Origin of the sequence: Lachnoclostridium phytofermentans, assembly GCF_000733755.1 — a bacterium.
Taxonomy (GTDB): Bacteria; Bacillota; Clostridia; order Lachnospirales; family Lachnospiraceae; genus Lachnoclostridium; species Lachnoclostridium phytofermentans_A.
The window spans coordinates 769,099-791,611 of the sequence record NZ_JPOF01000003.1 but is presented as its reverse complement, the minus strand read 5'-3'; the positions used below and the strand labels follow the sequence as shown (position 1 = coordinate 791,611).

Annotated in this window: 18 protein-coding genes and 1 tRNA gene; 16 read left to right on the top strand and 3 right to left on the bottom strand. The window is 35.6% G+C overall.

Translation table 11 applies throughout. The annotated features are described in order from the left end of the window. Positions 1-78 precede the first annotated feature (78 nt). The gene (locus CC92_RS0108865) at positions 79-1,077 is read left to right on the top strand and encodes an ABC transporter permease subunit (protein ID WP_029503245.1); all 999 of its coding nucleotides are present in this window, start codon (positions 79-81) and stop codon (positions 1,075-1,077) included. Between the two features lie 204 nt (positions 1,078-1,281). Here CC92_RS0108865 and CC92_RS0108860 read toward each other — a convergent pair whose 3' ends face one another. Then, positions 1,282-2,271 carry a TAXI family TRAP transporter solute-binding subunit gene (locus CC92_RS0108860; protein WP_051650747.1) on the bottom strand — a complete coding sequence of 330 codons (990 nt, stop codon included), beginning with the start codon at positions 2,269-2,271 and terminating at the stop codon, positions 1,282-1,284. A gap of 418 nt (positions 2,272-2,689) precedes the next feature. Between CC92_RS0108860 and CC92_RS0108855 the strand changes: the two genes are divergently transcribed. Together CC92_RS0108855 and CC92_RS0108850 are read left to right on the top strand one after the other, a co-directional pair. Beyond that, positions 2,690-4,432 (top strand): methyl-accepting chemotaxis protein, encoded by a 1,743-nt coding sequence (locus CC92_RS0108855; protein WP_051650748.1) that lies wholly within the window; start codon positions 2,690-2,692, stop codon positions 4,430-4,432. Between the two features lie 202 nt (positions 4,433-4,634). After that, complete coding sequence (locus CC92_RS0108850) at positions 4,635-6,035, top strand: NAD(P)/FAD-dependent oxidoreductase (protein WP_029503248.1); 1,401 nt, start codon at positions 4,635-4,637, stop codon at positions 6,033-6,035. A 224-nt stretch (positions 6,036-6,259) separates the two neighbouring features. On the opposite strand, the gene CC92_RS0108845 is transcribed toward CC92_RS0108850, so the two are convergent. Continuing rightward, on the bottom strand, positions 6,260-6,475 hold the full coding sequence (locus tag CC92_RS0108845) for a hypothetical protein (RefSeq protein WP_029503250.1): 216 nt from the start codon (positions 6,473-6,475) through the stop codon (positions 6,260-6,262). 312 nt (positions 6,476-6,787) lie between these two features. Between CC92_RS0108845 and CC92_RS0108840 the strand changes: the two genes are divergently transcribed. The 3 genes from CC92_RS0108840 (at position 6,788) to asnA (ending at position 9,652) form a co-directional block, all read left to right on the top strand. Next, a tRNA-Trp gene (locus tag CC92_RS0108840) sits at positions 6,788-6,860 on the top strand. A gap of 296 nt (positions 6,861-7,156) precedes the next feature. Next, the gene (locus CC92_RS0108835; protein WP_029503251.1) at positions 7,157-8,497 is read left to right on the top strand and encodes an MATE family efflux transporter; all 1,341 of its coding nucleotides are present in this window, start codon (positions 7,157-7,159) and stop codon (positions 8,495-8,497) included. Positions 8,498-8,641: 144 nt separating this feature from the next. Next, complete coding sequence (gene asnA / locus CC92_RS0108830; RefSeq protein WP_029503252.1) at positions 8,642-9,652, top strand: aspartate--ammonia ligase; 1,011 nt, start codon at positions 8,642-8,644, stop codon at positions 9,650-9,652. A 214-nt stretch (positions 9,653-9,866) separates the two neighbouring features. Here asnA and CC92_RS0108825 read toward each other — a convergent pair whose 3' ends face one another. Beyond that, positions 9,867-11,585, bottom strand: a complete 1,719-nt coding sequence (locus tag CC92_RS0108825) for a methyl-accepting chemotaxis protein (protein ID WP_162175515.1) — start codon at positions 11,583-11,585, stop codon at positions 9,867-9,869. Between the two features lie 463 nt (positions 11,586-12,048). On the opposite strand from CC92_RS0108825, the gene CC92_RS0108820 reads away from it, so the two are divergent. From CC92_RS0108820 to CC92_RS0108775, 10 genes are all read left to right on the top strand, one after another. Then, positions 12,049-13,671, top strand: coding sequence for a potassium/proton antiporter (locus tag CC92_RS0108820; RefSeq protein ID WP_029503254.1), 1,623 nt, complete (start codon positions 12,049-12,051; stop codon positions 13,669-13,671). A gap of 208 nt (positions 13,672-13,879) precedes the next feature. Further along, positions 13,880-14,191 (top strand): hypothetical protein, encoded by a 312-nt coding sequence (locus CC92_RS0108815; RefSeq protein ID WP_029503255.1) that lies wholly within the window; start codon positions 13,880-13,882, stop codon positions 14,189-14,191. A gap of 4 nt (positions 14,192-14,195) precedes the next feature. Further along, positions 14,196-15,236: a V-type ATPase subunit gene (locus CC92_RS0108810; protein ID WP_029503256.1), complete on the top strand. Its 1,041-nt coding sequence runs from the start codon at positions 14,196-14,198 to the stop codon at positions 15,234-15,236. Positions 15,237-15,269: 33 nt separating this feature from the next. Next, a complete protein-coding gene (locus tag CC92_RS0108805; RefSeq protein WP_031420311.1) occupies positions 15,270-17,168 on the top strand; it encodes a V-type ATP synthase subunit I in 1,899 nt (632 codons plus the stop codon). Positions 17,169-17,201: 33 nt separating this feature from the next. Next, positions 17,202-17,645 (top strand): ATP synthase subunit C, encoded by a 444-nt coding sequence (locus CC92_RS0108800; RefSeq protein WP_029503258.1) that lies wholly within the window; start codon positions 17,202-17,204, stop codon positions 17,643-17,645. A gap of 73 nt (positions 17,646-17,718) precedes the next feature. Next, complete coding sequence (locus CC92_RS0108795) at positions 17,719-18,027, top strand: V-type ATP synthase subunit F (protein ID WP_029503259.1); 309 nt, start codon at positions 17,719-17,721, stop codon at positions 18,025-18,027. Between the two features lie 15 nt (positions 18,028-18,042). After that, positions 18,043-18,630, top strand: a complete 588-nt coding sequence (locus tag CC92_RS0108790) for a V-type ATP synthase subunit E (RefSeq protein ID WP_029503260.1) — start codon at positions 18,043-18,045, stop codon at positions 18,628-18,630. Further along, the gene (locus CC92_RS0108785) at positions 18,623-20,389 is read left to right on the top strand and encodes a V-type ATP synthase subunit A (RefSeq protein WP_029503261.1); all 1,767 of its coding nucleotides are present in this window, start codon (positions 18,623-18,625) and stop codon (positions 20,387-20,389) included. Before CC92_RS0108790 ends, CC92_RS0108785 begins: the two co-directional genes overlap by 8 nt. 13 nt (positions 20,390-20,402) lie before the next feature. Further along, the gene (locus tag CC92_RS0108780) at positions 20,403-21,788 is read left to right on the top strand and encodes a V-type ATP synthase subunit B (protein ID WP_029503262.1); all 1,386 of its coding nucleotides are present in this window, start codon (positions 20,403-20,405) and stop codon (positions 21,786-21,788) included. A gap of 4 nt (positions 21,789-21,792) precedes the next feature. Then, positions 21,793-22,431 (top strand): V-type ATP synthase subunit D, encoded by a 639-nt coding sequence (locus tag CC92_RS0108775; RefSeq protein WP_029503263.1) that lies wholly within the window; start codon positions 21,793-21,795, stop codon positions 22,429-22,431. The last annotated feature ends 82 nt before the right edge of the window (positions 22,432-22,513 follow it).

The following is a 22,513-nucleotide window of genomic DNA, read 5'->3' as shown; positions in this document are numbered from 1 at the left end:
AGTGATTCTTTTTGAATTTTCTCATCCAATGTTATGCTAGCTTTGATGAGATATCTGGAATTGAGAGGAGGAAAGAATATGAGTTTTATCAGAAATATCTTTGATGCGATAAATAACAATCTGATCTCCGGCGGAGCATATTATCTAATCGCAAAAAGCGTTATTGTGACAATTATTTTAGTAGTGATTGCATGGGTGGTAACAGTAGTAATTGGATCTGTGTTAAGTTACTTTATGTCATACCATAAGAGAGGAATCTCGGGATTAGCGCATGCGATAAGTTTTATATTCCGTAGTACACCAGTAGTATTGTTATTATTGCTATTTTATTATGTAGTGTTTAAACGACTTCATCTTAGTATCACATTAATATCGGGAATTGCAATAGGATTATATGGTGCAGGTCATTTTGCACAAATTATCGCAAGACAGGTGAGGGAAGCAAAAAAACATCAGGATGCAGTTGTAATTCGAAGATTAAAACAGGTGTATTTTACAGTAACCTTACCGCAAACAGTGGAAGATACCTTATTCATGGTAAAACGACTAGCAATTTTATTATTACAATGGACTACTATCGTTTCCTATATCTCAGTAAATGACTTAACAGAGGTTATGACTAGGATTGGTCAAAGAACAATGTATCCATTCTTTTCTATCTTTGTCTGTATTATATTTTACCTTGTTATGACAATAATGATTGAAGGAATCTTCTATGCGATCAAGAAGAAGATAACTGGAGAAGAAGATAGTTATGAAGATGAAGAGATGGAAGGTCCTAAGAGAATTCGTTCCAGTAAAAAAGAGCAAGATGATTTTTTGGGTATATCAGATGAAATACCGGACGTAGAGGAAGAAGATGAGAATGAGTACGAATATGACTCTTTGTTACCAGAAGAAGAGGAATCTTCATTTCAGAAAGAGGATACTTCCGAAGAGCTAGAGAATGAAGATTATCTTGTATTTACAAAAGATTTAGCAAAGCAGGTAGAAGAAGAATTTGAAGACGAACTAATTCACAAAGAAAATCTTCCAAACCTTGAAGATGAATTAGAAGAATTTAATAAAGAAGAGTAGTATTAAAATTTAGAAAGCTGTTGCATTTTTTTTATAAGCTCTATATCAAGTTTAAGAGGAGTTTCTCTTAAACATCGCCATTACTAGATGCAGAGCTGAAATAAAAATGCAACAGCTTTTTCTATAAAAAGCAGTCTATACCAAATTCATTGGTTTGGCATTTAGTATAGCATAAGATTGCATCATCAGGAAACGTTTCGCAGTTTACTTGATGATGCCTTTTTCTTTGTAATATTTCATCGCACCATCGTGAAGGGGTAATCCAGCAAGGTCTGTGACAGCTCCTTCTAGACTAACAGAGCGTAATGTGCTGTTTTTCTCCTTTAACGAATCCATATGCTCCCATAGGGTTTTTGTTAAATCATATACTGTTTGTACATCTAAGTCAGTAGTTGTACATAATGCTAATTTGACAGCAGATGTGGTTATGTCGGTATCTTGATTTTCATAGGTTCCTGCAGGGATAATATACTTGGAATACCACGGATAGTTCTGTTGGAGCTGTGTAATAGTTAAGTCACTGATACTGATGAGATGTGCGCCAGCTTCACTTGTCATTTGGCTTACCGCTTGGTTTGGGATACCTGCCATAATCCATGCACCTTTGATATCATTATTTTTTAGTAACTCCACAGATTCTGTAAATCCCGAATTCACTAAGTCACAGTACTCTGCTAAATCAATGCCCAAAACTTTAAAATGTTGTGTAGCCTCTTTTATGGTAGTACTTCCAATTGCCCCAGGAGAGAAAGAAAGTCCTTTTAAATCAGTAAGAAATTTTGCATTTGTGTCTTTAGAAACAACGATCTGGTTTGGGTTATAGTATAATCCAGCAATAACACGTAAATTATCGTTTGCTTTCTCTTCGAAATCTCCTATCCCATGATAAGCTTCATATAGGATACTTGTTACAGCAAACGTAACCTCTGCATCTCCTTGGTGTAATAGAGTTAAGTTCTCAATACCTCCATTACTTTCATAGGAGTTTGCAGTAATATAGGACAACTCATTTGTCCAAAGGGTTGAAAATAGGTCCCCAAGTTGATAAAGTGCTCCGGATGAGGATGCTGTTGGTATATGTAAAGTCTGAGGGGGAATGGGAGAACTAGTCTTATTGCATCCGGTTAATAGCAACATGAGGAGAATGAGAGAAAACAAGTAAGGATACTTGCTAACGTTGAAACATTTACTCATAGATACTCCTTCTATAGTTAGACAGTCGATAAAGTAACGTAGATACGTAACTTGTTGTGAGGAAGTTACGATATTCAGTATGTGTTTTTCAGTATGTAACGGCTTACAATTCACCACGCACTAATATATCAGTTTTAGAAATATTAGTCAATTATAATTTTTCTTTTTGTGAAATATGCGCTAAAAAACAACAGATATTTACAAATATTTGTATATCAAGTTATTGTAATATTTGGAACAAATAAGTTTTTAAAATTAATAAACAAAATATATAAAGATTCAATCAAAATATACCGATAAATACATGAAATATGAAAAATATATGATTTTTTATTTTAATTTCTGAAAAGCATGGTAAAAAAGTAGAAAAATGGTAGAAGGAGTAGAAGATAATAATACAGAGTGGAGGTAATGTGGAATGAATACAGTTAATTTAAATGACCATTCAATAAGAAAAGAGATGAAAAAAACAGTGAAAACAAGTATGTTTCGTACTATGAAAGTCAAAGTTATAGGTGTTGTGCTAATAATTACTGCTATTGCGTCGATTTTTAACCTATTGACAGCTTTTCCGAGTTTCGAAAAAGCGATCGATGAGAAAACTAAGACCAGTATGATGGATATAACTGGTGCTTATGGACACTTGTTGCAAAATGAGATGGATACAAAAGACCAAGCTCTTACTTATGAGGATTATATGACACTCCTTCATGATACTTCATTAGAAGGAATTCCTTCTAGTTATGCATATGTAGTAGATAAAGCTGGAATCATGTTGTATCATCCGACCGAGGATAAGGTTGGAGCAGAAGTTGAGAATTCCGTAGTAAAGGGAATCGTGGAGCAAATAAAACAGGGAGTTATTCCTGAGAACAATACGATTACTTATGAATTTCAAGGTGTTATGAAATATGCAGGATATTATATTTCTGACACTGATAACTTCATTCTTGTTCTTACTGCTGATGAATCGGAAGTTATGTTACCAATGGAACAGTTTAATCGTAAAATGATAAACGGTAATATTTTTATTTTAATTATAGCAATTATCGTAGGAATAATAATTGCATACATATTAGCAAAACCTACGCTAATTATAACAGAAGCAGTCAATCGAATCTCAGAGCTTAACTTTACTGAGGATGATAGGCAAAAGAAACTGGATACCCATCGAGATGAGTTTGGCGATATGAGTCGTGCAATAGGAAAAATGCGTGAAAATATCATTGCTATGATTAATAGTTTAACAAATACTTCCAACCGTATCGGAAGCAATGCAGAAGAATTAACTCGTTATGCCAATGAAGTAAATGAAAATTCCAGTGATAACTCAGCTACAGCAGAAGAACTAGCAGCTGGAATGGAAGAAACATCAGCAACAACGGAATCCATTAATGCAAATATTGTTTATATCGAAGATAATACAAAGGAGATTAGTCATCTTACAGAGGAAGGAAAATCTATGGCTCAGGAAATCATGCAAAGAGCCGAAGAACTTCATTCCAATACAGAACATGCCAGTGATCTTACAAAGCAGATGTATGAGGAAGTAAGAGTGAGGACTACGACAGCAATCGAAAAATCAAAATCTGTAGAAAGAATACAAACTCTTTCGAAAGCAATTATGGAGATTGCTTCTCAAACAAGTTTATTGTCCTTAAATGCATCGATTGAAGCTGCAAGGGCAGGTGAATCAGGAAGGGGATTCGCTGTAGTAGCGACAGAGATTGGTAACTTAGCAAATCAATCCACTAGAACGGTAAAAGATATTACGGATATTGTGGAGGAGGTACAAGATGCTGTAAATAATATGGCAGATTGTTTATCAAAGACGCTTGATTTCTTAGAAAACACAGTTTTGAATGACTATACAGGATTTCGTAATGTTAGTACACAATATTCCGATGATGCCTTAAAATTTAATGATAGTATGTCGATTATCAACACCTCTATTGATGGCTTACAGACAACAATTAAAGACATAGCAGAGGCGATTAATGGAATCAACGATACGGTGTCTGAGGCAGCAACTGGTGTAACTGATATTGCACAAAAAACCTCAAATACAGTTGAACTTACTGGAAAAACTTCTGAGAAAGTATCTGAAACATTGGAACATGCAAAAGACTTACAAAAAATCGTGGAACAATTCAAGATATAATAGTTTGAGCTTGGTACCTAGTTCTTTGCTTGACACAAGTTTTCAGGTCATCTATAATAAATAAGGTTAAGAAACATTTGTAAACATATCAGAATGAAAATAAGGGGATATGAACGCAACTGCTTTTTTCACCGCTTTATAGTAACAGAATAAAGTTTCGAATCAGTAAACTGATGAAGGAATTACCGAAAGGAAGATGCAGATGAAACACTATGATGTCGTGATTATTGGTGCAGGCCCAGCAGGTATTTTTACTGCGCTTGAGATGATCAAAAAAGGAAGCAAAAAAAAGATTGCAATTGTTGAAAAAGGACGTCCTGTAGAGAAGAGAAGCTGTCCAAAAACAAAAACAAAGCAATGTGTAAATTGTAAACCTTTTTGCCATATCACAACAGGGTTTTCCGGTGCTGGAGCTTTTTCAGATGGAAAATTATCGTTAAGCTATGAAGTGGGTGGAGATTTACCAACTCTTATTGGTGAAGATCTTGCTCAAGAAACAATTCATTATACCGATGGAATTTATTTGGATTTTGGTGCTGATGACAAAATTGAGGGAATTAGTCAGCCAGAAAAAACAAAGGAAATTCGTAAAAGAGCGATTCATGCTGGTTTAAAATTGGTAGATTGTCCAATTCGTCACCTTGGAACAGAGAAGGCACAAATGATTTATCAAAGCATTGAAGAATATCTGTTAGAAAACGGTGTAGAGATTTATTTTAATTATATATGCAAAAATATTATTATTGAAGACAATACCTGTACCGGTGCAATTATTGAAAACGTTGTAAAGCAAGAGGATTGCATTGAGTTAATGGGAGATAGCATTGTTGTTGCAACAGGACGTAAAGGTGCTGATTGGCTTGAAAAAATATGTGAAGAACATGATATTGCTCACCAGCCGGGAACCGTAGATATTGGTGTTCGTGTGGAAGTTCGTAACGAAATTATGGAAGATGTAAATAAGGTATTATATGAATCCAAGTTAATTGGATATCCAGCTCCATTTAAGAACAAAGTACGTACCTTCTGTCAAAATCCTGGAGGGTTTGTTAGTCAGGAAAACTATGATAATGATTTAGCAGTCGTAAATGGTCATTCCTATAAAGAAATGAAGTCAGACAATACGAACCTTGCTATTCTTGTTTCTCATAATTTTAGTGTTCCATTTAATCAGCCGATTGCTTATGCACAAAAGGTTGGCGAATTAACAAATATGTTAAGTTGCGGACATATCCTAGTGCAGCGTTATGGAGATATTCTTTCTGGAAAAAGAACCTGGCCTAAGGAATTAAGTCAATCCAATGTAAAACCAACGCTACCAGATGCAGTTGCCGGAGATATTACTGCAGCAATGCCATACCGTGCTATGACCAATATTATTAATTTTATTCAGGCAGTCGATCATGTTGTTCCTGGATTTGCAAGTACAGAAACCTTATTATATTCGCCAGAATTAAAGTTCTACAGTAACCGTATTAAGATGACACCAGAGTTTGATACAAACATTAAGGGGCTTCACTGTCTAGGAGATTCTTCTGGATGGACGAGAGGTCTTATGATGGCATCGGTCATGGGTGTCTTAATGGGTAGAAAGTTAGTATAGTTATATGTATGACAAATTTTTGAGAGTTTGTATGGCTTGGAACTGTTGATTCAAAAAGGTATCCAAGCACCAATTTATGTAAAAAAACATAGGTGCCTCAGAATGTAGATATATGCATTTTGAGGCACCCTTTTTTACCAAGGAATAGTTTTTATAGTATATAAGATAATATAATTTTTTTATATAAAAACTACTCTTATGGAATCTTTTTTTGATGTATAAAATTAATGTTTCTCATAGTCGCGATTACTATGTTTTTTAGACGAAAGATTTTGGGATTGCGAGTCATGAATTACAGCATTATATGAATTAATATAATGCTTCGCATATGGATTATTAGGACAGTATGGTGCTTTGTAGTAACAATGGAAATCTTTTGCCTCTAGGTTCCTAGACTCTTTATTACTAAATGAAGATTCTTTTGCTATTTGTGACATCATTACTCCTTCTCCTGCACTTGTTTCGCACTAAAAAATAGAGACTACTTACATGCAAATTTATTAGTCTACCGAATTAATTTACTATAATAATGTATTCTTTTCTGTAAAAAAAGTGAGATAATAACGGAAAAAAATCGAAATGAAACATGGTAAAATTTACATAATAAAGTGGTAACGTTGTTAAATAAGCCTAACTATGCTATTTATCAGTGTTTGTGATAGTGAAAGATTATATTCATATTTCTCTTGACAATTATGACAATTCATAGTATCATAATAAAGCACAGTGAGTGACACAATTTAATCAAATATAGGGGTATAGTTCAGCTGGTAGAATAACGGTCTCCAAAACCGCAGGTCGTGGGTTCAAATCCTACTGCCCCTGTTACTTAGAAAGTCTTGAAACAAAATGTTTCAAGGCTTTTTCTTTGCCTATTTGTAGATACAAAAGAAGTCCAAAGTGACAAAATAATGCAATATCTTTATACAACATAGGGCAAAAGACAGCATTGTACGTTGACAACCAGGATATCCTGTGCTACACTAAACGCAAAATTGAATAAGCAATTGACTTATTCTTTACTGCCGAGTAAAGAAATTAAGCGTCAAGTTTTATATCGTTAGGCCATAGAAGATATGAAACTCTGGCGCTTTTTCTTGTTTTTGTATGGAGGTTAATTTATGAAAAATACGGATTGTCTGAAGAGCTTTTTAAAATACTCATCCTTAAACGTCCTTGGAATGATAGGGTTGTCCTGTTATATTTTGGCGGACACCTTTTTTGTTTCCAAAGGGCTTGGGACGAATGGATTGGCTGCACTCAATATTGCAATTCCAGTTTATAGTTTCATACATGGAAGTGGCTTAATGCTTGGCATGGGAGGTGCTACGGGGTATTCTATTAAAAGTAGCCAGAATGAAACAGATAGCGCAAATCAAATATTTATGAATACTGTTTTTTTAGCACTAGGTTTTGCTACTATTTTCTTTGTACTTGGACTTTTTTACTCCGAAAACATTGTAATGCTATTGGGTGCGGAGGGAGAAGTTTTACATATGAGTAAAACTTATTTACAAGTAATATTATTATTTGCGCCTATGTTTCTATTGAATAATGTTCTTTTATGTTTTGTGCGAAATGATGGTTCTCCGCAACTATCCATGATTGCAATGCTTGGTGGAAGCTTTTCGAACATTGTACTTGATTATGTTTTTATGTTTCCACTTAACATGGGGATATTCGGCGCTGTTCTAGCTACTGGTCTTGCACCAGTGATTAGTATGCTGATTCTCTCGCCATTCTTTTTTCGGAAAAAGAATTGTTTTCACTTAACGAAATGTAACTTCTCTAGGAAACTTATTAGTAGCATTGTATCAAGTGGAATTCCATCACTTATTACAGAGGTTTCCTCTGGTATTGTTATGATCGTTTTTAATATAATCATACTGAGATTGCAAGGAAATGTAGGAATAGCTGCCTATGGAATTATTGCAAATCTTTCACTGGTGGTAATTTCGATTTATACAGGTATCGCTCAAGGGATACAACCAATAATAAGTAGTAACTATGGAGCTCGTAATCGTGGAAATGTACAGGCTATTTTACGATATGCTCTGATTTCTATGATAGTTGTTTCTGGAATTATTTATCTGACTGTGTTTTTTAGAGCGCCACAGATAGCGAGTATTTTTAATAGTGAGAAGAATGAGTTATTGCAAAGTATTGCCGTAAAAGGTTTAGAGATTTACTTTACAGCATGTATATTTGCTGGATTTAATATCATAATATCTGTATATTTTACATCGACTGATTATGCACGACCAGCACATATTATATCAATTTTGCGTGGTTTTTTAATTATTATTCCGATGGCCTTTTTACTATCCTCGCTTGGAGGAATGTTGGGTGTTTGGCTCGTGTTCCCAACAACGGAACTGATTGTAGCAATTATAGGAATTATGCTGTATCTCAAGTCTAGAACGAAAGCAATGCAACAATTTGATAATCGATTGAGACAATAGGGAGTTCTGTCTTCTACTTTGGCTTAACACGATAAAAAACTTATAATTATACACAATTTCGATAACTATAAAAATATATTTATTGACTAACGTATCAGGTAAGGATATGATATAGAAAGCGAGATTTTTATAGGAGGTAGAGGAATGTTAGAATTATTACTACCGAAGGACTATCACTCCGCTCTAGATATCAAGGAAACGCAGGGAGCAATCAAGCATGTTAAGGACCATTTTGAAAGACAGCTTGCGAAACAGTTAAATCTAACACGTGTCTCTGCACCTTTATTCGTTCGTCCAGAAACTGGATTGAATGATAATCTTAACGGAGTAGAAAGACCGGTTAGTTTTGGAATTAAAGAGCAAGATGACGCAAAAGTGGAGATTGTTCACTCTTTAGCGAAATGGAAGAGAATGGCTTTAAAGAAGTATGGCTTTGCTTATGGAGAAGGTCTTTATACAGATATGAATGCAATTCGTCGTGATGAGGATACGGACAATATCCATTCTATCTTTGTTGACCAATGGGATTGGGAGAAAATTATCCTTCATGATGAAAGAAATGTGGAAACCTTAAAGTCAGTGGTACGCAGTGTGTATCAGGCATTAAAAGATACAGAACACTACATCTCGGATAAATATGAGTACATAGGCAAAATTCTTCCAAAAGAAATAGCATTTGTTACAACTCAGGAACTAGAGAATATGTACCCAAATGATACACCGAAAGAAAGAGAATACAAGATTGCAAAGCTAAAAGGCGCGGTATTTATCATGCAGATTGGTGGAGCTCTTGCAAGTGGTGAAAAACATGATGGAAGAGCACCAGACTATGACGATTGGTCATTAAATGGTGATATTATCGTATATTATCCAATTCTTGATATTGCACTTGAATTGTCATCGATGGGTATCCGTGTGGATGAAACATCATTAGCAAATCAATTAGAGATTGCTGGTTGTACGGATCGTGCTGGACTTCCATTTCAAAAGGCTATTCTAAATCGAGAACTTCCTTACACCATAGGTGGTGGTATTGGACAGAGTAGAATCTGTATGTTCTTCTTACGTAAAGCCCATATTGGGGAGGTTCAATCATCTTTGTGGAGAGAAGAGGATATTGAGAAATTAAGTAATAACGGGATTACATTACTATAAATTAATATACTAAATGGAAAAAAGCAGATTAAAGCAAAAGTTTATTAGAAGAGTAATGATAAATTAAAGTAAAAATAAGGTTTCTGTTATATACTACGATGTAAAAGGCTGTTACAAAAGTTTGTTATCTTTTGTAGCAGCCTTTTTCGCTTAACTGAGATACCTCTAAATAGTAATAAGCATTAGTGATAATTTGCTTATTCTGAAATTATCATTAAGAGTTAATTTTAAAAATCAATAACTTTTGTTTCAATTTTTCAGAAAGTTGTTTTAAGTTTCTTGAAGAATCAGAAAGACTATCGATTGATGAATTCAGTACTTGAGTGGAAGCAGAAGTCTGTTCCGTAACGGCAGCGTTTTCCTCAGAGATGGAAGAGAGGCTTGATATCACATCTACTATTGTATTTTTTGAGGCTTCTAAGATAGCCATCATATTTTTAATAGAGTCTATGTTACGAGTAGAGCCTTTAATCCCCTGCGCAACCTCAACTACCTTATTCTTAGTCTCATTCAGTCGAATTTGTTGTTTCTCAATATTAGATGTTACTTCTTTCATAGTTTCTACCGTATTATTTGATTCCTCAAGTAATCTGTGGGTAATTAATTCAATCTCTTTTGCTGAGAATCTTGATTGGTCTGCAAGCTTTCGAATCTGCTCGGCAACTACAGAGAATCCTCGACCGGCATCACCGGCTCTAGCAGCTTCAATACTTGCGTTCAAGGAGAGTAAATCGGTTTCTTCTGCTATGGACTGAATTAAGCCAACCGCCTTTTGAATCTCTTTGGCAGATGTATTTGTCGTATTGGTCTGATCTGAGATTTTTTTAATGGACATCATCGTCTTATCATTGGAGTCACCTAGTTTTGCAATGATAGCAGCGGATTCATGCTCTGCTTTTGACATTTTACCTGCATTTTCTGTTAGGGCTTCCACTTCATTGATAATATGATCAATTTGTTCTCCGATGTTAAGCACACTTTCTGTTGCTGTCTGTGTTTCTTGAGCTTGGTTCATTGCTCCATTCGAAATTTCATCAATTGCTTTTGTAACCTCATTAATTGTGGAATCTGTATTGTCTGCAGTGATTGCAAGTGATTCTGATGTTCCTGTTAGCTGATTGGTAGATATCATAATGTCTTGTATAATCGATAACAGTGTATTTTTAAGTAGTACAGAAGTCTCACAAATCTCACCAATTTCATCTTTTCGTCTTAAATACTTAGGATGAATTTCTGTAGTTAAATCTCCATTGGCTATTTGTTTTATGTAAAGTTTCGTAGATTTTAATGCCTTTGATAATCTTCTTGCAATTATGATTGTTACTATACTTGATAGTATGATAACCACTGTAGAGATTAATAGGATACGCATGGTTTGATTTTGAATACTCTGTTGTACCTCACTATTCGGTTTCCCAGCAAACACCATACCGATAGTAGAGCCATCGGAATTTAGAAGAGGAACGTAATAAGCATAATAGGATACACCTTCTATTATAATATTTGGAGAAAAGTATTCTTGCTGATTTTTCTGTACAGTTTCGACTATTTGTTCATTTGCAGAAGTACCGACTGCTCTACCACCATCACTAGACCTTTCAATCGTTGTTAAAAGTCGATTGTTACCATAGTATAAAGTGGAATCAAAACCAGCACTGTTTTTAATAGAGTCTAAAAGTCGATTATCTCCTGATATAGAGGTCTTACCTTTATACAAAGATCCTGTGATATCAACTGAATAATCCCCTGCGTAAAGATTCGTATAAGTTTCTATAATCGAAGCCGTAACAAATTTTAAGGAATTTTTTATTTCTGCCTCGATACTCTCGGATAGAATACGGGTACTGAATAAAGTAACAATGAAATCCAGTACAATGAGAGGAATTAATCCTAAGGCGAGCAGTTTGAAAATAATGGATGATTTCTTCTTCATACTATTTCCTTTCTGATCAGATAATTTAACCGATGGACTATCTAGTAAGCGGTTATCCATGTGTTAGGTGTTGATACCCTTCTCATTTGTGAATAATAGTCATAACCAGAAGGAATATGGCGAATCCTATCAAATATACCAATATATGTGAATATTATACTGTATTTTCTGTTATTTAGCAATAGAGGAAATCCCGAAAATCACGAAAATATAGGAATTATTTAACCTCTTTGTAAAAAGGGTAGATAGTTTCTACCTTTTCCTATATAATATAAATAAAAGTTATATCAAATAGGAAGATTACGCCAAAAATTAATACTTTAAAATAGGATTGATACTTTTTTTAAATTATAGAATACTATGTGTATATTTCTATTAGAATAAAAATTGGGAGCTAGTCAAATACAAAAATATGTTAGCAGCTAACAATTAAAAATTTGTTTAAACGTTTAAAGGAGAAAAAATGAATGAAGCCTTATTGTTGTGTGCGATAGTCATCTTATTATGTATCGCTTGTTCAGGTATTTCACAACGTTATGGAGTACCTGCATTATTTATCTTTATTCTGTTAGGTATGTTATTTGGTACGGATGGTTTGGGAAAGATTCCATTTGATAATTATGCTACTGCGGAAAAATTATGTTCTACAGCACTTATTGTTATTATTTTTTATGGTGGATTCGGGACAAACTGGAAAGCTGCCAAACCAGTCGTTGGAAAAGCAATATTGTTATCAACATTTGGTGTACTAGTTACAGCAGTTTTAACAGGATTATTCTGCACTTTTGTATTAAAGATGAGTTCATTAGAGGGTCTTTTAGTTGGAGCTATCATTAGTTCTACGGATGCTGCTACTGTGTTTTCTATTTTACGATCTAAAAAACTGAACTTAAAATACAATACAGCATCTTTGTTAGAAATAGAAAGTGGAAGTAATGATCCTTGCTCCTATATGCTGACCATCTTAGTATTATCTTTGATGGGAAGCACTCATAAATATTCCTTTGGTTATCTATTATTTGCACAGATAGTTTATGGTGTATTGTTTGGAATATTCTTTGCCTTTGCTACCTTATGGTTATTTAATAAACTAAAATTCTTAACTGGTGGGCTGGACACCATATTTATGCTTGCAGCTGTCGTTATGGCGTATGCAGTGCCTACCATTCTTGGAGGAAATGGTTATTTAAGTGTTTACTTAATGGGCATTATATTAGGGAATCAAAATATTAAAAATAAGATTACCTTGGTTCATTTTTTTGATGGGGTTACAGGCTTGGCACAGATTTTGATTTTCTTCTTGCTAGGCTTACTATCCTTCCCATCTCAGTTACCAAAGGTATTATTACCATCGATTGCGATCGTTTTGTTTCTTAGTTTTATAGCAAGGCCGATTGCAGTTGCACTATTTTTGACACCAGCAAAAGCAAGCTTAAAACAGCAGGGAGTAGTAAATTTCGGAGGCTTGCGCGGTGCAGCCTCAATCGTTTTTGCCATTCTTGCTGTGACAAGTGATGTTTTTGTTGAGAATGATATATTTCATATTGTTTTCTGTATAGTTTTACTTTCCATGGCGATACAGGGGACACTGTTACCATTTGCATCTAGGAAACTAGATATGGTTGACGATGCAACGAATGTATTAAAGACATTTAATGATTATCAAGAAGAAACAAAATTACAATTTGTTAAATTGTCTATATCCAAGGGACATGTTTGGGAAAATTATAAAGTGAATGAACTTAGTTTGCCTATTGACATGCGTCTTTCTATGCTCCTTCGAGAAAATAAGACATTAATTCCCAATGGAGATACAGTTTTAGTAAAAGGCGATGTTGTAATTTTATGTGCACCGCAATTTGATGAAGGCGAGGGGACTAGTCTTTATGAGGAATATCTTGGTATCAATCATTCCTGGGTTAGTAAGAAGATATCAGAACTTAAATTGCCGAAAGATACCTTGATTATTCTAATAAAACGAGGTGAGGAAACGGTTGTTCCGCATGGTGAGACAATATTAAAGGAGGATGATATTCTGGTAATTAATACCTTAAACGACGCTAAAATTGGTCAAGTTAGCTGTTAAGTTTTTGTTAAGGAAAGAAAAAAGGATTGATTTTGTAGTAGAAAAGAGTATTATGAATACGATTTTCTTACTTTTCCAGTATATCCCTAATAATTGGGTTAACTTCCTGAAAATGGGTATAGAATAGGCAGAATACATGTTCTCCTATCGAGAGGAAGTTATGGAAGTGTGTGAAAGTTGAAATAAAATGAGATTTAGGAGGTGTGGCATGGAGCAGATACTTAGTTTAATGGTAGAAGTTGAAGAGAAAGCAACCAATATTTTAAAACTAGCCGAAGATGAAAAGCAACGAATCTATCAAAAGAGCAGAGTAGACCTTGAAGAGTATGATAATCAGCTGAATAGAGAAGTTGAGGAAAAGGTTGAACATTTGCGAAAGAAAAATGAAAGTGAAGTAGAAGCGGCCAGAGCAAACATGATGCAGGAGTATGAACAAAATCTCGAAAAGCTCAATCAGGAATATAGTAACAAACAAGATGATTTGGTGAAGCAAATTATGAAGCAATTGATAGGAGAGTGATCGCGTGTCAGGTAAATTACTATCGTACAGTGGTATCACTACAAAATCAAAGGCAATGGAGAGCAAACTCATCAAAGACGATGGCTACAGAAAACTTTCCGAGATGACCTCAGTCAATGAATTTGTCCTATATTTTAAATCTCATGAAGCATATCAGCCATTCTTTGCGGGTCTTAATGAAAATGCCGTACACAGAGGGCAGATAGAGATGGTACTAAAAAACTCGCTCTATGACAGTTTTGCTAAACTATATCGGTTTGCTAATAAAAAGCAAAGAGAGATATTAAAGTTAGTATTTTTCCATTATGAAGTATTAATGCTAAAAAGTTGCTTGCAAAAATTGTTTAGTCCAGAAATTAAATTAAATCTTGGAGTATATAGAGAGATTTTTAAAGAACATTCTTCTCTACGGCTGATAGAATTAGAGAATGCAAGAAATTTAGAGGAATTTACAAACGTATTGTCTGGGACGGAATATTATCCATTATTTGTACGAATGTTAAATTCGACTCATAAATCCTTGTTTGATTTAGAGATGCAGCTGGATGTTTATTACTATAAGGCGTTATGGAAACGAAAGAATAAAGTACTAAAAGGGAAAGAACAAGAGGTTCTCACAAGAGCAATCGGTACAAGAATCGACGTTGCGAATATTATGATGATATATCGTAGTAAAAAATACTATGCGTTAGAACCAGCAGATATTCTGGCGGTCATCATTCCAATTTCCTATAAATTAAAACAGCATGAATTAATGAATATGATTAATGCGAGTTCAATATCGGAATTTACGAATGTTCTACAAGCCTCAAATTATCGGATTGAGAAGGAAAATCTTAATCAGGATGATATGGAAAGAGCTTACTTTGAAGCTATTTTTCTTGCTTATCAATACAGCAAGATAAAGTTTCCGGTAAGTATTGCACCTATCTTAAATTATCTTTATCTGAAAGAATTAGAGCTTGATAACTTGACCACTTTACTCGAGTGTATCCGTTATGGATTGGATTCTGATCATATTTTACAACTGATTATTAAGATTTAATTATGTAACTTAACCACATGGAGGTGAATTACGGTGATTGAGAAAATGAAGTTTTTACGCATTACAGGTCCGAAGGAGGATATTAATCGTGTGATTACTCAGTATTTAAGTAAATATGAGTTACACGTTGAAAATGCTCTGTCGGAACTAAGCGATATACACAATCTTACTCCTTACGTGGACACGAATACGTATCGGGAAAGTGTGTTAAAAGCAGAAGATACCATGAAACAACTTCGTCCAGAAATAAAGCCTTCTGGACGCGAAATCACCTATAAAGAGGCAGAAGATTTACTTGATAAGATGCACCTGATGCTAGATGATCTTGAGGTGCAGAAGAAGGAAATTAAAGAGAAGTTAGAAGATATTGCTGAGAGGCAAGCGGAAATAAAACCTTATCTTTCCTTTGATCTTGAGCTCTCTAAGGTGAATAGCTTTCAATTTATACGTTGTCAATTTGGACGTATCGCAATTGATTACTATGAGAAGTTAACCAAATATATCTATGAAGATATGAATACTATTTTCGTAGAATGTAAGTCAGATAAGAACTATGTTTATGGTGCTTATTTTGTACCAACGATTCATGCAACAAAGGTAGACGCTATTTTATCTTCCCTGCATTTTGAAGATATGGATTTCCCAGAAGGATATTCTGATACCTTAAATGACATCAACCAGGGCTTAAAACAGGAACGCCGTGCTTTGTTAAAACAACAGGATGAATTACTACTCACAATGAAGGATGTACTGAAAAAGCATGCAGCGGACTTTGTTGCCGCCTATGAAAAATTAAAAGAGTATTGTGATAACCAACAAATAAGAAAACTTGCTGCTTGTACTAGGCAGAAAGAAGAGGTTTATTATATTCTTTGCGGATGGATGTCTGAGAAGGATACGGAACAATTCCTTAGGGAGATTGGAGGGGATCATGAGGTAACTTGTTTCGTGGATGATCATGCGAGTAGTACTACCTCAAAACCCCCCACGAAGCTCAAAAATCCTAGAATATTTAAGCCATTTGAAACATTCATAAAGATGTATGGCTTACCAGCTTATAAAGAAGTCGACCCTACCATATTTGTAGCATTATCCTATTCGATTATGTTCGGTATGATGTTCGGTGATGTTGGCCAAGGCTTATGTCTTGTAATTGGTGGCTATATATTATATAAAGTTAAAAAATTAAATCTTGCTGCAATATTATCTTGTGCAGGAATATTTTCCACAATATTTGGCTTCTTATATGGTAGTGTCTTTGGATTTGAAGAATGGCTAGAACCTATTTGGACGAATCCAATGAAAAATCCGATGACGGTATTAATTACTGCGGTTGGATTTGGTGTTTTTCTCATAATCATTGCAATGATATTAAATATTGTGAATGGTATTCGTGAAAAGAATATAGAAAAGATATTTTTTGATACCAATGGTATCGCAGGTCTTGTATTTTACGCCTCTGTAGTAGGAATCGTGGTATTGTTATTTACAGGGCATACGTTACCGGGTGTTTTATTATTAATCGTAACAATTGTAATTCCTTTGATTCTCATTTTTATAAAAGAACCGCTTACAAGATTTCTAGAAAAGAAGAATGATTTAATTCCTGGAAGCAAGGGAATGTTTTTCCTTGAAACCTTTTTTGAGATGTTTGAAGTTATATTAAGTTATATAACAAATACAGTTTCCTTCGTGCGTGTGGGTGCTTTCGCACTAAGCCATGCAGGTATGATGTCTGTAGTATTATTACTTGCACATGCGGAAGGAGCACATCCAAATATCGTTGTTATTATTCTTGGTAATGCATTGGTTGCTGGACTAGAAGGATTGATTGTAGGTATTCAGGTATTGCGACTGGAGTTTTATGAGATGTTCAGCCGCTTCTATTCAGGAACAGGAAAAGAGTTCAAAGCAAGACGTGGTGGCGAATAAGCCGATTAACTCATAAAAAAAGGAGTGTTAGATATGTATACAAATTATATTATAGCAGGCATTTTAGTATTAAATTTCTTTTTACCAATTGGATATATGATGTTTAAAAAACAGAAACAACAAAAAACTACCAAATGGGTATTAGGTTCTCAAATTTTTGTATTTTTTGCAACTGTAGTAGTAGGATCTTTACTTATGTTCCACAGCGCTTCTAGTACAGTCGCATTGGCAGCTACTGAAGCTACAGCTGAGGCAGCTCCGGCAGCAGGAGAAGGCTTACGTTTTCTTGCAGCAGCATTATCTACAGGTATGTCAACCATTGGTGCTGGTATTGCCGTAGCTAGCGCAGCTAGTGCAGCTCTTGGTGCTTTAAGTGAAGATTCTAAGATTATGGGTAAGGCATTAATCTTCGTTGCTCTTGCAGAAGGTGTAGCGCTTTATGGTATGTTAATTTCCTTTATGATTTTAAATGCTTAGTCAACAGCCAGACCAATAAAGAGATGGATAATTATGATTTCGTGCGTGCCTTGGCACGCGGATAGGAGTTTAAATGAAAATGTTTCTTATCAGTGATAATGTGGATACCTATACTGGCATGCGCTTGGCGGGAGTAGAAGGTGTTATAATTCACTCGAAAGACCATCTGGAGGAGCAATTAAAGGCGGCGGTTGCTGATAAATCGATCGGTATCATTTTAATTACAGAGAAGCTAGAGCAAGATTTCCCTGATATTATAAATGATGTCAAGTTACATCGCCGTTTGCCGTTAATTGTTGAAATCCCAGACCGCCATGGTACAGGTAGAAATCCTAACTTTATCACAGACTATGTAAGTCAGGCAATCGGATTGAAATTATAAGGAGGTTAGTCTGTTATGAACATCAAAGAAAAAGCAGAACACTTCTATAACATGGCAGTTGACAATGCTACTGCTCAGAATACAGCTATGGTAGAAGAATATAGGCTACTCCTTGAAAAAGAATTGGAGCAGCATAAAAAAGAAGTGAGAAGAAAGGCAGATGCTTATCTAAAAGAAGAGATGGAACGCTTAATGCGTGAAAAAAATACTGCCCTCGCTCTAAAGACATTAGAGATTCGTCATTTATATAAGGACAGAGCCACTGAAATAACAGAAGACTTGTTCTCAAAGGTAAAGTTAAGTCTTACAGAGTTTATGAAAACAAAAGAATATGTGGAACTGTTAAAAAAACAAATCAAGGAAGCGAAGGAATTTGCCAAAGATCGCCCTGTTACATTATATCTTAATAGTACGGATGCGGATAAGGCTACCATGCTAAGTCAGGAATTCAATATTACAGTTGAAATCAGTACTACAGACTTTTGGGGTGGAACCAGAGCTGTAATACCGGATAAAAATGTAGTAATAAATGAATCCTTCTTAAGTAAGTGGGAAGAGGCAAAGGAATGCTTTGCTTTGAAGGGAGGCAGCTTCCATGAATGAAACAGCAAAAATCACAGGAATTAATGGACCTGTTGTTTATGTAAAAGGAAAACAACCATTTCGTATTGCTGAGATGGTATTAGTAGGAAAACAAAATCTTGTCGGTGAAGTAATCAGCTTGGAAAAGGGAATGACAACCATTCAGGTATTCGAAGAAACTACAGGATTACGCCCAGGAGATGAGGTAACTTCAACAGGAAGTGCTATTTCCGTAACGTTAGCTCCTGGTATTATTAGTAATATCTTTGATGGTATTGAACGTCCGTTAAGTGAGGTTGCTAAGCAATCCGGAGCATTTATTTCAAGGGGTGTTAATATTCCCTCCCTTGATGAAAAAAGATTATTTCAAACACACATTACCGTAACTCCTGGCGACCTCGTGTATGGTGGTAAAGTAATCGCTGAAGTACCGGAAACTCCTGCAATTGTGCATAAAGTTATGGTACCACCAAACGTAGAAGGTAAAGTAATCTCTATTGTATCCGATGGTGAATACACAATTAAAGATACGATCGTTGTAATTAAGAATAGAGAAGGAAAAGAAGTAAATCTTACGATGACACAGAAGTGGCCAATCCGTATTCCAAGACCAATTGGAAAGAGATTCCCAGCTAGTAAGCCTTTAATTACTGGTCAAAGAATTCTAGATTCCTTGTTCCCACTGGCAAAAGGCGGTACCGCTGCGATTCCTGGAGGTTTTGGTACTGGAAAGACAATGACTCAGCATCAGCTGGCAAAATGGTCTGATGCGGATATTATCGTCTACATCGGCTGTGGTGAGCGTGGTAATGAGATGACGGAAGTTTTGGAAGACTTCTCTAAGTTGGTGGATCCAAAGTCAGGAAAGCTTCTCTTAGACCGTACGGTATTGATTGCTAATACGTCAAACATGCCGGTTGCAGCTCGTGAGGCTAGTATATATACTGGTGTGACATTAGCAGAGTATTATCGTGATATGGGATATCATGTTGCTATTATGGCGGACTCTACCTCTCGTTGGGCAGAGGCTCTTCGTGAATTATCAGGTCGATTGGAAGAAATGCCTGCAGAAGAAGGTTTCCCTGCTTATTTGGCATCCAGACTATCTTCTTTCTATGAAAGAGCAGGTTATGTTCAAAATTTAAATGGTTCCGAAGGCAGTGTATCGATTATCGGTGCGGTATCTCCACAGGGTGGTGACTTTTCAGAACCAGTTACTCAAAATACCAAACGATTTGTTCGTTGCTTTTTCGCTCTTGATAAGTCTCTTGCTTATGCAAGACATTTCCCAGCAATTCAGTGGTTAACAAGCTACAGTGAGTATTTGAATGATTTGACACCTTGGTATACAAAGAATGTTGGAACTCATTTTATGGATTATCGTAACGAAGTTTTACGTATCTTAACAGAAGAGAGTAAGTTAAATGAAATCGTTAAGTTAATTGGTAGTGATGTTCTGCCAGATGACCAAAAACTAACCTTAGAGATTGCAAGGGTTATAAGACTTGGGTTTATACAGCAGAATGCATACCATGCTTCCGACACGTATGTGCCACTTGCGAAACAGATGAAGATGATGGAAACAATCCTTTACTTATATGAAAAAGCAAAGTCGTTGGTTGAGATGAACATGCCTATGTCACTATTAAGAGAGAATCCAATCTTTGACCATATTATTTCAATGAAATACGATGTAGGAAATGAAGAACTCGCAAAATTTGATACTTATAAAACTGAGATTGATAAATTCTATCAGCATTTTATAGAGACAAACGCATAAAGGAGGGGTAGAGATGTCAGTTGAATATATTGGCTTAAGTCAGATCAATGGACCATTGATTGTACTTGAAGGAGTTAATGACGCCTCCTATGAAGAAATTGTAGAAATTACGGTAGATGAGCATAAGAAAAAAATTGGTCGTATTGTTGAGAGTTATGAAGATAAAGCTGTTATCCAGGTTTTTGAAGGTACAGAGGATATGGCACTTGATAATACAAGAACCAAACTTACCGGACATCCAATGGAACTTGCGTTATCCGAGGAAATTCTCGGACGTGTGTTTAACGGAGTAGGTGAACCAATCGATGGACTTGGCAGCATCATTCCGGAGATGAAACGTAATGTGAATGGAGAGCCATTAAACCCATGTCAGAGAGAATATCCAAGAAACTATATTCGTACCGGTATATCCGCTATTGATGGATTAACAACTTTAATCCGTGGTCAGAAACTTCCGATATTCTCTGGAAACGGTTTACCACACGATGAGTTAGCAGCTCAGATCGTTACTCAGGCTTCTCTTGGAGGCGAGGAAGACGAACAGTTCGTTATTGTTTTTGCAGCAATGGGTGTAAAATACGATGTTGCTGATTTCTTTCGTCGTACTTTTGAGGAAAGCGGAGCTAATTCTCATGTTGTTATGTACCTTAACTTGGCAAGTGATCCCGTCATTGAACGTTTGATTACTCCAAAGGTTGCATTGACAGCAGCAGAATATTTGGCATTTGAAAAAGGAATGCATGTACTAGTAATCTTAACCGATATGACCTCCTTTGCAGAGGCTCTTCGTGAGGTATCCTCTGCAAAAGGAGAAATTCCAAGCCGTAAAGGATATCCAGGTTATTTATATAGTGAATTTGCTACTATTTATGAAAGAGCAGGTATTGTGAAAGGTTGTAAGGGTTCTGTAACACAGGTACCAATTTTAACGATGCCAAATGATGATATCACACATCCAATTCCAGACTTAACGGGATATATTACAGAAGGGCAGATTGTTCTAGAACGTTCTTTGTATCAAAAGAACATCTATCCACCGATCAATGTACTTCCGTCGCTTTCCCGTCTGATGAAGGATGGTATCGGTGAAGGTTTTACGAGAGAAGACCATCAGGATGTGGCAAACCAATTATTCTCTTGCTACGCTCATGTTGGAGAAGCAAGAGCACTTGCAAGCGTTATTGGTGAGGACGAATTATCCGATCTTGATAAAAAGTATCTTGCCTTTGGTAAAGCATTTGAACAAGAGTTTGTAACTCAGACGAAAGAGGATAACCGTTCCATTGAAGACACGTTAAACATTGGATGGAGATTGCTTGCAATTCTGCCAAAAGAGGAGTTAGACCGTATCGATACGAAGATTTTAGCAAAGTATTACGGAAAGAAAGCAAGGGAGTGAGCATATGGATCAAAATTCATTTCCAACCAAGGGTAATTATATCCTTGCAAAAAACTCCTTAGCTTTGTCTAAACAAGGCTATGAGCTGATGGATAAGAAACGTAACATTCTTATCCGTGAGCTATTGGAGCTTATCAATTCCTCGAGGAACATTCAAAAGGAATTGGATGCAACGTTCTCTGCTGCTTATTTGGCATTACAAGAAGCCAACATAGAGATGGGGATTCATCACGTGGATGCGTTAAGTCATGCAATTCCAATCGAGGATTCTATCAAGATTAAAACAAGAAGTATTATGGGAACAGAGATACCGCTCGTGGATTATGATAGAAATAAGGATAATGTACCAAGTTATGCATTTTATGATACTAGATTATCACTGGATGAGGCATGCAAGCACTTTAACAAAGTAAAAGAGCTAACCATTCGTCTTTCTATGGTGGAGAATGCCGCCTATCGATTAGCTACGAGTATTAAGAAAACCCAGAAAAGAGCGAATGCTTTAAAAAATATCACAATCCCTTATTATACCGAACTTACGAAGGAAATTGCGAATGCCCTCGAAGAAAAGGAAAGGGAGGAGTTTACAAGATTAAAAGTAATAAAACGAGTAAAACTCACAAAGAAAGAAAAAGTTTCATAAAAATAAGTCTAATCAAGTTTTTCTAAGAAAACTTGATTAGACTTATTTTTCATGGCAAAGGTAAATACAAAAGGCAGAATAG